The sequence below is a fragment of the Actinophytocola sp. genome, assembly GCF_009379765.1.
Lineage (GTDB): Bacteria > Actinomycetota > Actinomycetes > Mycobacteriales > Pseudonocardiaceae > Actinophytocola.
On sequence record NZ_WHTD01000224.1, the window covers coordinates 1 to 11,799 of the forward strand.

Consider the following 11,799-nt stretch of genomic DNA (forward strand, 5'->3'; position numbering starts at 1 on the left):
CCGAAACCGCGCACGACGCACTAGCGCACCACGCGGCAGGACAGAGCTGACCGGGGTTCCGGCCGGTGTCGCGACGAACCCCCGCGCACGGACGTGCCCGCCGTGGGGAGTGTTGCTGATCCATGACGGCGACGGGTCGCTAATCGCCCCAATACAAGGCTGAGGGTCGCGCGTCCACGGACGCCGTCGCCGGTTAGGGTGCGGGTCATGGTCCGCACCGCCCCGCATGCCTCCGAGCCGCCTGGCCCGCAAGGCATCGCGGAACTCGTCGGCCGGCACGCCGCGTTGTGTCCCGGCGGTGAAGGCCAGCTCCGGGGAACCTGCCCGTTCTGCGGCTCCACGGCGTTCCTGGTGCGCGCCAGCCACGGCACCTTCTCCGGGGTTCGCCAGTCTGTCGGGTGATGTTGCGTTGGCCGCCCCCGTGGGAGGTCGCGCAACGGTTCTCTGGGGGTGTAGCTCTGTGGCTCCTTGTTGATCAAGAGGGTGCGGAGGTGCACAGTGCGAGCGTTCAGGGTGCAGATGCAAGGCATCTGCGGGCGGGATCGCGTTGTTCTTCCGCTGGTGCGTGCGCAACAGCCGCGACTGGACTACGGCGGCGACCGACATCCACCGCCTGCAGGAGCCCGAGACAGCGGTGGACCGGGCCAGCGACGAGGAGATCGTCGCCCTGTTCGCGGCCTGCCGGTCGACGCGGGACCGGTTGATCGTCCTACTGCTGTCCCGAGCCGGGCTGCGTCGCAGCGAGAGGACTGGGCTGCGACGCAGCGACTTGCATCTGTTGCCGGACAACCGCTTCCTGGGCTGCGACGTCGATGGCGCGCACGTGCATGTGATCCGCCGCGACAACATCAACGGCGCGTGGGCCAAAGTCCCGAGGTTCCAGCCACACGGACCCACCGCACCGACACCTGACCAGGTCGCCCGGGCCTGGGTCACCGGCGCTGCGCGGGGTCCGCCTTGGTCCAGTACCCGACATGCGGTGTCGGGGTCGAGCACGCCCAGCGGTGTTCGCCGTCGGGCTGGTCGTACCAGAGGATGTTGGTGTCGGGGGTGACGGTGAGCCCGAAGCGGTCCCAGCCCGGCCGGTCCAGCCGGTTCCACAGCTGGCGGGCGTTCTCGAGCCGAGGACCCGCTACGCAACCCGCGACCTGGTTGTCGACACAGCAGGAGGCGGCGAACGGCGTGGTCGGGACGGGGTCGAGGGCGGCGCAAGCAATACTGAATCTGTGTCGCTGTGTGTGCACGCTACGATGGCCCCGTGACGACCGTCGTAGGCCTGCTCCTTACCAGGCCGCGCTGACCTGGGCATAAGCCGGCACAGTCAGCGCGGCGGACTCCCGTTGTGCCGGTGACATGTCAGGGTATGGAGCAGGACGGAGGGAACACCCCCGATGGCGGTCTCGTCCTCCGACGCCGTCGAGCCGACCGGTGCCCGCTCCGCCTGTTGGAAGACATAGCCCCCGCGTTCTGCGATGAGGTAGAAGATGCACGTGCAGGAGAACACCGCCCACGATGGGCACACCGCCCCCGACGGGTACGACCCGCATTCGATCGTCGAGAAGTGGACGCGGGTGTGGCAGCAGCGGCGGGTGTTCGAGGCGAGCGGCCTCACCAAGGATGAAGGTGATGATCGGCCACGCCGATATGTGGTCAGCATGTACCCGTACCCGTCGGGTGACCTGCACATGGGTCACGGTGAGGTGTACGCGATCAGTGATGCTGTCGCGCGGTTCATCCGGCTGCGTGGCCACAACGTCCTGAACCCGATTGGGTGGGACTCGTTCGGCCTGCCGGCGGAGAACGCCGCGCTGAAGCGTGACCTCGACCCGCGTGATTGGACCTACGGCAACATCGATGTGCAGGCCGAGTCGTTCGGCCGGCTGGGAGTGTCGTTCGACTGGCGGACCCGCCTGCACACGTCAGACCCGGCCTACTACCGGTGGAACCAGTGGCTGTTCCTGCGCATGTTCGAGAAGGGGCTGGCATACCGCAAGTCAGCTCCGGTCAACTGGTGCCCGGTCGACAACACGGTGCTGGCCAACGAACAGGTGATCCAGGGGCGTTGTGAGCGGTGTGGATCCGAGGTCGTCCAGCGCGAGCTGACCCAGTGGTTCTTCCGAACCACCCAGTACGCGCAGCGGATGCTGGACGACATGGCGCAACTCGAGGGCAAGTGGCCCGACGAGATTCTGACCATGCAGCGGAACTGGATCGGCCGTTCGGAGGGCGCCCACATCGAGTTCCAGATCGAAGGCCGGGATGAGCCCGTTCGGGTGTTCAGCACCCGGCCGGACACGCTGTTCGGCGCGACGTTCTTCGTGGTCGCGGCTGACGCGCCGTTGGCTGAGGAACTGTGCGCACCCGAGCAGCGTGCCGAGTTCGAGGCCTACCGACAGAAGGTGCGTACCGAGACCGACATCGAGCGTCTGACGGCTGACCGGCCCAAGACCGGCGTCGCGCTGAACCGGAACGCGATCAACCCGGTCAACGGGGAAAAGATCCCGATCTACGCAGCGGACTACGTGCTGTCCGGCTACGGCACGGGCGCGATCATGGCGGTGCCCGCACACGACCAGCGTGACCTGGACTTCGCCCGGGCCATGGGCCTGCAGGTGGTCGTGGTCGTCGACACTGGTGAGCCGGACCCCGACGACGCCGGGATCGCCACATCCGGTGACGGTGTGCTGGTCAATTCTGGACAGTTCAACGGTCAACGCAAGGACGAGGCGATCGCGGCCATCACCGCCGAACTGGCGCAGTGCGGCGCCGGTGAGGCAGCTGTGGCCTACCGACTGCGGGACTGGCTGCTGTCCCGGCAGCGGTACTGGGGCACACCCATCCCGATCATTCACTGCCCGTCTTGTGGCGAAGTACCCGTTCCGGACGACCAACTGCCGGTCCGCCTTCCCGAGACGGGCTACCAACTGCGTCCCGAGGGCGGGAAGTCGCCGCTGGCCAGCGCTATCGACTGGGTCCGCGTGGCCTGCCCGTCCTGCGGTGGCGACGCGCAGCGTGACACCGACACGATGGACACTTTCGTCGACTCGTCCTGGTACTTCCTGCGCTACCCGAACCCCGACTACACCGACGGGCCGTTCGATCCGGACGGGATCCGGCGCTGGCTTCCGGTCGACGAGTACGTCGGCGGCAAGGAACACGCCACCGGCCACCTCATGTACGCCCGGTTCATCACGAAGGTCCTGTACGACATGGGCTTGGTCCACTTCGTTGAGCCGTTCACCCACCTGACCAACCAGGGCCAGGTCATCATGGCCGGCCGCTCGATGAGCAAGAGCCTGGGCAACCTGGTCAACCTGCAGGAGCAGCTCGCCCTCTACGGGCCGGACGCAGTCCGCGTCACCATGGTCTTCGCCGGCCCACCCGAGGAGGACATCGACTGGGCCGACGTCTCGCCCACCGGTTCGGTCAAGTGGCTCGCGCGGGTCTGGCGGCTAACCCGCGACGTCGCGCCCGACAGTCTCGGTCAACCCGTCGACGCCGGTGATCTGACCGTTCGCCAGCGGGTGCACCGGCTGATCGACGAGACCACCAGGCTGATGGAGACCAAGCGGCTCAACGTCGCTGTCGCCCGGATGATGGAGCTGACCTCCACACTGCGCAAGGCCATCGACAGCGGCCCAGGCGCAGCAGACCCGGCCGTGCGCGAAGGAGCCGAAGCGTTGGCGCGCATGCTGTCCTGTTTCGCTCCGTTCACCGCCGAGGAAGCCTGGGAACGGTTGGGCGGGCAGGCATCGGTGACTGAGCACGGGTGGCCACAGGCCGACCCCGCGCTCGTAGCGCAGGAGACCATCACCTGCGTGGTACAAGTGGCAGGCAAGGTACGGGATCGGCTGGAGGTGGCGCCGGCCATCGCGGACGCTGAACTGCGTGAGTTGGCGCTGCGATCGGAGAAGGTTCATCAGGCGCTGCATGGCGCGGAGATCCAGAAGGTCATCGTCAGGGCACCGGGGCTGGTCAATATCGTTCCGCGAAAGCAGTGACTGGTCACGCTGACGGAACCCCGACCGCTACCGGAGCAGTCGGGATGCGGCGTCGGCGGCCTGAACGAGTGCCTCGTGCCGGCCGCCTTGCATGGCGAAGGCGTCGGAGCTACGCGCGAGTGCGGCCAGGGTCATCACGCTCTCGGCGGGGGTGGAGCCACCGGGCCGCTGGGCTGCTAGTAGCGCCTGGAGTGCTTGCCTGCTGGAGATCCGCGTCGAATTCTAAGCAGCTGATCCACGCGATGGTTTAGGTCGTACCGCCGGCATCCGGCGGTGTTTTTGCCCAGCTTGGCGCAGTTGCTCCAGCGCGTCGAGGACCCGGTCGGACCGGATTGAGCTGGCTGCGGTGACGGCACGACCCGCGAGTCCAACGCTCGGAACCCGCGAGTCCCGCCGTCCGGACGTGCGCGGAGTCCGGAACGGGGGACTCGGCTGTCCGGAACGGGGGACTCGCGATTCGCCGGAACCTGGGGCGGGGGCCCGGAGCTCAGCTCAGGCGGACGACCGCCTTGCCGGTGTTGTCCCCGCGCAGCATACCCAGGAACGCGTCCACCGCCTTGTCGAGCCCACCGTCCACAATGGTCTCCGCGACGACCAGGTCGCCGTTCCGGAGCCAGCCGCCCACCTCGCGGATCATGTCCGGGAACCGGGCGTAGTGGTCGGTCACGATGAACCCGCGCAGGCTCAGCCGCTTGCCGACGGCCAGGCTGAGGTTGCGCGGCCCTGGCGGCGGCTCGGTGGCGTTGTACTGCGAGACCGACCCGCACATCGCCACTCGCCCCCGCACGTTGAGCACGCCGATCGCGGCCTCGAGGTGGTCGCCGCCGACGTTGTCGAAGTACACCTCGATGCCGTCCGGCGCCGCGTCGGCGAGCTGGCGGAACAGGTGGCCGTCGCGGTAGTTGAACGCCGCGTCGAAGCCGAGCTTCTCCGTCAGGTGCGCGACCTTCTCGGCCGAGCCCGCGCTGCCGATCACCCGCTTGGCGCCGCGCAGCCGGGCGATCTGCCCGGCCATGGTGCCGACCGCGCCGGCCGCGCCGGACACGAACACCGTGTCGCCGGCCCGGAACTCGGCCATGTCGAGCAGCCCGACGTACGCGGTCAGCCCGGTCGAGCCCAGCGCGCCGAGGTAGTGCGACACCGCCACGCCGGCGATCTGCTCGAGCTTGCGCGCGCCGGAGGCGTCCAGCAGCGCGTGCTCGCGCCAGCCGAGTCCGTGCAGCACGAGGTCACCCGGCACGAAACCGTCCACACGGGACTCGACGACCTCGCCGACGGCCCCGCCGTAGAGCGGCTTGCCCAGCTCGTAGGGCGGGGTATACGACTTGACGTCGTTCATCTTCGGCCGCATGTACGGGTCGACCGACATGAACAGGTTGCGCACGACCAGCTGGCCGCCGGCCGGGTCGGGCAGCTCGGTCGGCACGAGCGCGAAGTCGGTCGGCTCGGGCCAGCCGACGGGACGGGCGGCGAGGTGGATCTCGCGCGTCGTCGTCGGCATCAGGCGACCCGCAGGTCGACGTCGATGTTGCCGCGGGTGGCGTTGGAGTACGGGCACACCTGGTGTGCGGCGTCCACGAGCTTGCGCGCGGTCTCCTGCTCGACGTCCGGCAGGTCGACGACCAGCGTGACGGCGAGCCCGAAGCCCTCGCCGACCGGTCCGATGCCGACCTCGGCGGTGACCGACGAGCCGCGGACGCGGACCTTCTCCCGGCGGGCGACCAGCTGCAGCGCGCTGTGGAAGCAGGCCGCGTACCCGGCGGCGAACAGCTGCTCGGGGTTGGTGCCGGCGCCACCGGCGCCACCCATCTCCTTCGGCACGCTGAGGTCGTGGGCCAGCACGTCGTCGGAGGACTGGACGTGCCCGTCGCGCCCTGATCCGGTCGAGGTCGCCTTGGCCACGTACAACGTTTGCACGATGATCGTCTCCTTCTAAGGTATGTCCGGGGTCAGCCGCCGCGTGCCGACCGACTCGGTCAACCTGGTGAGGTCGCGCCGCAAGATCTCCAGCTCCGCCGCCCGCATGCCGGTGGCCCCGGCGATCTTGCGCGGCACGGTCGTCGCCCGCTCTCGCAGTGTGGTGCCGGCATCGGTGAGCCGCACCTCGACCGAACGTTCGTCGTCGGCGCGGCGGCGCCGACCGACCAGCCCGGCCGCTTCGAGCCGCTTGAGCAGCGGCGAGAGCGTGCCGGAGTCGAGGTCGAGCGCGGTGCCGAGCGCCTTGACGGTGGTCGGCCCGTGTTCCCAGAGCACGAGCATCACCAGGTACTGCGGGTAGGTGAGACCGAGCGCGTCGAGCAGCGGCCGGTAGAGCTGCGTGACCGCCCGGGACGCGGCGTAGAGCGCGAAGCACACCTGCCGGTCGAGCTCGAGCCCACTGGCCATCGGTCCCACCTCCATCGACCCCGACGCTACCCCAGATCAGTTGCGCACAACTGAATTGTGGGCCAGATAACTCAGGAGTGGATGCGGACACGGAAAGCGCGGGATGCGACGATCAGGACCACCGCCGCCATGGTCGCGAGCAGGTACGGGAATGTCTCCGACAGTTCGACCACCGCGGTCAGCAGCGGCTTTCCGAGCAGCACCGCGACGGTCATCACCGCCGCGGTGATCAGTGGCGGTTGGGCCAGCACGGTGAAGAACGCCGCCGGTTCGGCGAGCAATGCGGCGAGTACGCACCCGGTCACGATCGCACCGGGGAAGTAGCCGCCGCCCAGGAACCCGCCCGCGGCCGCCGCCACGACGGCGCCGAGGCCGGCCGCCCACCACGGCAGCCGCCGCCCGCGGGCGCCGGTCGAGGTGGAGGACTCAGTTGACACAGGGCACCCCGCCCGCGTCGATCGGCTGGTCCGCGGTCTGGCCCGTCGACGCCATGTGGCCCATCGGCGCGGTGGTGCCCGGCTTCACCCGGATCTCGACCTGCCCGGACCTGCCCGGCGACAGGCCGGGCGGCGTCCTGGCCGGCTGGTCGGCCTTGCCCGGGTCCGGCGGCCGGTCGGTGCCGGTACCCGCCGGGGCGCCGTGCAGCAGGTCCTGGACGAACGCCCGGACCTGCGCCGGGTCGACCTCCACCGCGCTGCCGTCGTACGGCGTGGCCAGGTCGGGCCGGATCGTGGGGATGGTCGAGAACTCGATCCGGTCCCCGGTGAGCCCCGCCACCTGCTGGGCGAATGCGAGCAGGTCCCAGTTCTTGTCCAGCACCACGGCCTTGGAGAGCGCCTCGACGAGCGAGGTCAGTCGCGCCGGGTCGGCCAGCGTGCCGGCGCTGAACAGCCGGTTCGCGAGCCCGGCGAGGAACGCCTGCTGCCGGCGCACCCGGTCGAGATCGCCGCCGGGCAGGCCGTGCCGCTGGCGCACGAACTTCAGCGCGTCCACCCCCTTCAGCACCTGCGGCCCGGCCGGGAAGTGTGCCCCGGAGTACGAGTCGTCGACCGGCTCGGTCAGGCACACGGGCACCCCGCCGACCGCCTTGGTGATCTCGCTGAAGCCGAACAGGTTGATCTCTGCGTAGTGGTAGACGTGCAGGCCGGTCAGTTCGGACACGGTGGCGATCAGGTTCTTGCGGCCCGCCGTCGTCGACTCACGCTCCACAGTGGACTCGTCGGCGCCGGACGAGCGAAGCTCCGACGCCTTGGCCGCCTTCGCCCGCGCGTACGCCGAGTTCAGCTTGTGCGTACCGAACCCGCCCGCGATGTCCACATAGGAGTCCCGGGGAAGCGACACGGCGAACGCCTGCTTCGCCGGGTCGGCCGGCACGTGCACCACCATCATCGTGTCGGTGTTCTGCTCACTGGTGGCCTCGCCGGCGCGCAGCGCGTCCAGCACCTCCTGCGGCAGCGGGTTGCCCTGCGCGTCGGTCCGGCTGTCCAGCCCCACCAGGAGGATCGTCATCGCGGTGCGCGGCAGGTCCGGGGTGGACGTGGCCCCCGGCGCGGCCGGCGCGGCCTCGATGACGTCGTCGGTCACGATCCCGTCGACCGCCGTGCGGTAGGTGAACCAGCCGAAGCCGATCGCCCCCAGCACGGCCACCGAGGTCAGCCCGACCACCGACCGGCCGGCCCACACCAACGCGCGGCGTCCCGACATCGGCGCCCTCATCCCAGGTAGTCCGTCAGCAGTGCGGGCCGCAGGCCGTCGTGCCGGCCTCGCCCGCGGCCGAGCAGGTTCGGGTGGGTGGCGGTGTCGTTCTCGATCGCGCCGCGGGTCTCGTCGCGCAGCCGCCGGAAGAACGCCGGGTCGGCGTCGGTCCGGGTGAGGAACATCGTCGGCGGGAACTTGTTGTCCCGCAGCACATCGATCATCGCCGGGTCGCGCACCGCGCCGTCGTCGGTGAGGAACACCACCGGGTCGTGCGTCTCGACCTTGTAGATCACGGTGGCGGGCCGCGCACCGGTACGCCCGACTCCCTGCGGGCGCCCCGGCTCCTCGCGGTCGGTGGCGACCACCACCGTCGCGCCGACCAGCAGCAGAAGCACCGCCGCGGCCAGGTGGCGCCGGTCGAGCATGACCACCCCCGAAAGATCGCGAGACCCCGTCATCAGCGACGCTATGGACGCAATGCGCCCGCCCGCCGACGGTCGTGTAACAGCCACCCGGCGGCTGTGCCGCGGCCACGTAACAGCGGTTCGCGGACCGGTGGCCGAACCGGCGGCGGCGTGGTCTGCTGGGCGGCGAGAGGAAGGTGGCCCGATGCGTCGAGCAGTCGCCGCGTTGTGCGGTCTCGTGCTGCTGGGCGTCACCGGCTGCGCGACCCAGGGCGGCGTCGAGGTCGAGGGCGGGGCCAGCCAGGTCTCGCCGCCGCCGAGCGCGCCGACGCTGCCCAGCGGCACCCCGGTGTCCACCGACGGCGTCGCCGTGCTGCGCGCCGACCCGGCGATGAACGCCAAGGTCAAGTCCACGCTCGTGCCGTGCGCGTACGGCCAGTACCCGGTCGAGGAGCGCTACGCCGACCTCACCGGGGACGGCCGGGCGGAGCTCGTGATCACCGTCTTGTCCTGCCCGGCCAAGGAGGTGCGGCAGAAGGAGTCCGGCGCCTATCTGAGCAGCCCGGCGTTCGGCGGGTACGCCGGCTACGTCTACAACCTCGCCACCGACCCACCGACCAGGCTCCTCGGCGTCGAGGAGTCCGGGCTGGAGCTCGTGCTCAACACCGGCGACGGCCGCGACCTCACCGTCGTGCACAGCCGCTACCTGCCCCGCGACGACCCGTGCTGCCCCACCGACCAGCGGCTCACGCTGTACCGGTGGAACGGCGCCGCGCTCGTCGAGACCACGAGGTGACCGCGATGCGCGTGCTGCTCGTCGAGGACGACGCGGTCATCCGGGAGGCCACCCAGCTCGCCCTCGAACGGCACGGCTTCGCGGTGACCGTGGCCGGCGACGGGCTCGCGGGGCTCACCAGCTTCCGCGCCGACCGGCCCGACGTGGCGCTGCTCGACCTGATGCTGCCCGGCATGAACGGCGTGAGCCTGTGCCGGCAGATCCGCGAGGAGGGGTCGACCCCGGTGATCATGATGTCGGCCAGGGCCGACCCGATCGACGTGGTGCTCGGGCTCGAGGCCGGCGCGGACGACTACGTCACCAAACCGTTCGACAGCACCGTGCTCGTCGCCCGCATCCGCGCCGTCGTGCGCCGGATGGGCCGGGCCGCGCCGCTCCCGCGGCCCGACGGCGCGGTCAAGGCGTTCGGCGAGCTGGAGGTCGACCGGGACGCGCTGGAGGTGCGGCTCGCCGGTCGGCCGGTCGAGCTGACCCCGACGGAGCTGCGGCTGCTGCTGTGCTTCGTGGACTCGCCGGGCACCGTGCTCACCCGGGACGTGTTGCTCGAGCAGGTGTGGGACTACCAGTGGGGCGGCGACTCGCGGGTGGTCGACGTCCATGTGCAGCGGCTGCGCACGAAGATCGGCCAGGACCTGATCGAGACCGTGCGCGGGTTCGGCTACAAGCTCACGACTCCCCCTCGCAGGCTCGGTTGAGCCGCTCGCGGTCGCCCTGTGACACTGACTCGCTCGCACGCTCGCTCGCGAGGCAGCCCGTGAGGCTGTTCCCGCAGAGCCTGCGGTGGCGGCTGTCGGCGGTGATCGCGGTCGTCAGCGTGCTGCTCGCGGTGGCGCTGAGCCTGTTGGTGCGCAGCGAGTTCAGCCGCGTGCAGCTCGCCGACGCGCGCCGGGTGCAGGACGAGCGGATCCAGCTCGTGGTCCGCGACTACGGGCTCACCGGGCGGGCCGCGCTCGGCAGCAAGCTGGACTCGCCGGACGTGCCGGCGCGGCTGCGGGCGGCGGTGCGTGGCGGCAAGCGGGCGACCTACCTGGAGCGCGGCGGGGACGGCGCGTGGATCTGGGCGGCGGCCGAGACGGGCGGCCGGGTGCTGTCGCTGCGCAGCCCCTACAGCGACCGCGACGAGGCGCTCGCCCAGCTGGACAACGTGCTGATCATCGGCTCGCTCGCGGTGCTGGGGCTGGGATCCGTGCTGGGCGTGGTGCTCGGTGGCAGGCTGTCCAAACGCTTACGCCGGGCAGCGGTCGCCGCGCGTCGCGTTGCCGACGGTGACGCCAACACCCGGGTGGGCGACACGATCGGCACCCGGCCGAGGGACGAGACGACCGAGCTGGCACAAGCGGTCGACGCGATGGCCGCTGCCCTGCAGGCGCGGCTGGTCGCCGAGCAGCGGGTCACCGCCGACATCGCGCACGAGCTGCGTACCCCGGTCACCGGCCTCGTCACCGCCGCGGAGCTGCTCCCCGCCTCGCGCCCGGCCGAGCTCGTCCGGGACCGGGTGCGGGTGCTGCGCGCGCTGGTCGAGGACATCATCGAGGTCGCCCGGCTGGACACGGCCACCGAGCGGGCCGAGCCGGTGGAGCTCTCGCTGGGTGACTTCGTGAGCCGCCGCGCCGCGTCGGTGAGCCCCGAGGCCGAGGTGCGGGTGCTGGCCCAGCAGCCGGTGCGCACCGACCCGCGCCGGCTGGAGCGGGTGCTGGTGAACCTGCTGCAGAACGCCGACCGGCACGGGGCGCCGCCGGTGTCGGTGGAGATCGACGGGCTGACGCTGCGGGTGCGCGACCACGGTCCCGGCTTCTCCGTCGACCTGCTGCGCGACGGGCCGAGCCGGTTCCGCACGGAGAGCAGCGACCGCGGCGGCGGGCACGGGCTCGGCCTCACGATCGCGCTGGCACAGGCGAAGGTGCTCGACGCGCGCCTGGTGTTGGCCAACGCCGAGGACGGTGGCGCGCAGGTGACGTTGGAGCTGCCGGACCGTCCTGCTTGATCACCCGACAGCGCGCCCGAATCGCGGGCGCGGCCGGCTTCCGCCATCCTTGGCGCGATCTCCCGACGGCGAAAGGACTCTGAACAGCCATGCTTCGGATCGACCGCGACCGCGCCGGCCGCGTCCGCCTCACCTTCGTGCTGCGCCCCGACACCCCGCTGGGCCGGGTCAGCGTGGTCGGCGACTTCAACGGCTGGCGGCCCGGCGAGCACGAGCTGCGGCCGCGCAGCAACGGGACCCGCTCGGTGGCTGTCACCGTGCCGGAGGGCGCCGACGTGCGGTTCCGCTACCTCGGCGAGGGCGGGCACTGGTGCAACGAGACCGAGCACCCCGAGGTGCGCCAGATCGGGGAGGACAGCGTTTTCCGGGTATCCGCAACCCGCCGTGCCCGTTAGGAATTGTCTCAAATTAACTTGTACATGTCGTGATTGTTCTGTCATGGTTCTGGTATGGCCATGGTCGTGGAGATCGATGAGCAGGTCCTGGCGGCGAAGTTCGGGACGATCCTGCCGCACTTGGATGAGCGGCAGC

General features: G+C 70.6%; 13 protein-coding genes. 6 read left to right on the forward strand and 7 right to left on the reverse strand.

The genetic code is table 11. The features are described 5' to 3' along the window. Positions 1 to 207 precede the first annotated feature (207 nt). Positions 208 to 402 carry a hypothetical protein gene (locus GEV28_RS39460; RefSeq protein ID WP_291419014.1) on the forward strand — a complete coding sequence of 65 codons (195 nt, stop codon included), beginning with the start codon at positions 208 to 210 and terminating at the stop codon, positions 400 to 402. A 530-nt stretch (positions 403 to 932) separates the two neighbouring features. Here the strand turns inward: GEV28_RS39460 and GEV28_RS39465 are convergent. Further along, entirely contained in the window at positions 933 to 1,244 is a 312-nt protein-coding gene (locus tag GEV28_RS39465) for a hypothetical protein (RefSeq protein ID WP_291419016.1), read from the reverse strand. 240 nt (positions 1,245 to 1,484) lie between these two features. On the opposite strand from GEV28_RS39465, the gene leuS reads away from it, so the two are divergent. Next, entirely contained in the window at positions 1,485 to 4,001 is a 2,517-nt protein-coding gene (leuS, locus tag GEV28_RS39470; protein WP_291419018.1) for a leucine--tRNA ligase, read from the forward strand. Between the two features lie 487 nt (positions 4,002 to 4,488). Here leuS and GEV28_RS39475 read toward each other — a convergent pair whose 3' ends face one another. From GEV28_RS39475 to GEV28_RS39500, 6 genes are all read right to left on the reverse strand, one after another. Then, the gene (locus GEV28_RS39475; RefSeq protein ID WP_291419020.1) at positions 4,489 to 5,502 is read right to left on the reverse strand and encodes an NADP-dependent oxidoreductase; all 1,014 of its coding nucleotides are present in this window, start codon (positions 5,500 to 5,502) and stop codon (positions 4,489 to 4,491) included. Next, positions 5,502 to 5,921, reverse strand: coding sequence for an organic hydroperoxide resistance protein (locus GEV28_RS39480; RefSeq protein WP_291419037.1), 420 nt, complete (start codon positions 5,919 to 5,921; stop codon positions 5,502 to 5,504). The genes GEV28_RS39475 and GEV28_RS39480 overlap by 1 nt, the downstream gene beginning before the upstream one ends. Before the next feature lie 12 nt (positions 5,922 to 5,933). Further along, positions 5,934 to 6,386 carry a MarR family winged helix-turn-helix transcriptional regulator gene (locus GEV28_RS39485; protein ID WP_291419022.1) on the reverse strand — a complete coding sequence of 151 codons (453 nt, stop codon included), beginning with the start codon at positions 6,384 to 6,386 and terminating at the stop codon, positions 5,934 to 5,936. A gap of 71 nt (positions 6,387 to 6,457) precedes the next feature. Beyond that, positions 6,458 to 6,823, reverse strand: coding sequence for a DUF6542 domain-containing protein (locus GEV28_RS39490; protein ID WP_291419024.1), 366 nt, complete (start codon positions 6,821 to 6,823; stop codon positions 6,458 to 6,460). Continuing rightward, positions 6,813 to 8,090, reverse strand: a complete 1,278-nt coding sequence (locus GEV28_RS39495; RefSeq protein ID WP_291419025.1) for an LCP family protein — start codon at positions 8,088 to 8,090, stop codon at positions 6,813 to 6,815. Before GEV28_RS39495 ends, GEV28_RS39490 begins: the two co-directional genes overlap by 11 nt. Before the next feature lie 8 nt (positions 8,091 to 8,098). After that, positions 8,099 to 8,542, reverse strand: a complete 444-nt coding sequence (locus GEV28_RS39500; protein ID WP_291419027.1) for a polysaccharide deacetylase family protein — start codon at positions 8,540 to 8,542, stop codon at positions 8,099 to 8,101. Between the two features lie 151 nt (positions 8,543 to 8,693). Between GEV28_RS39500 and GEV28_RS39505 the strand changes: the two genes are divergently transcribed. From GEV28_RS39505 to GEV28_RS39520, 4 genes are all read left to right on the forward strand, one after another. Further along, positions 8,694 to 9,284 carry a hypothetical protein gene (locus tag GEV28_RS39505; protein ID WP_291419029.1) on the forward strand — a complete coding sequence of 197 codons (591 nt, stop codon included), beginning with the start codon at positions 8,694 to 8,696 and terminating at the stop codon, positions 9,282 to 9,284. A gap of 5 nt (positions 9,285 to 9,289) precedes the next feature. Further along, complete coding sequence (gene cseB, locus GEV28_RS39510) at positions 9,290 to 9,979, forward strand: two-component system response regulator CseB (protein WP_291419031.1); 690 nt, start codon at positions 9,290 to 9,292, stop codon at positions 9,977 to 9,979. A 59-nt stretch (positions 9,980 to 10,038) separates the two neighbouring features. Next, positions 10,039 to 11,268 (forward strand): HAMP domain-containing sensor histidine kinase, encoded by a 1,230-nt coding sequence (locus GEV28_RS39515; RefSeq protein ID WP_291419033.1) that lies wholly within the window; start codon positions 10,039 to 10,041, stop codon positions 11,266 to 11,268. A gap of 89 nt (positions 11,269 to 11,357) precedes the next feature. Further along, a complete protein-coding gene (locus GEV28_RS39520) occupies positions 11,358 to 11,663 on the forward strand; it encodes an isoamylase early set domain-containing protein (RefSeq protein WP_291419035.1) in 306 nt (101 codons plus the stop codon). Positions 11,664 to 11,799: the final 136 nt, after the last annotated feature.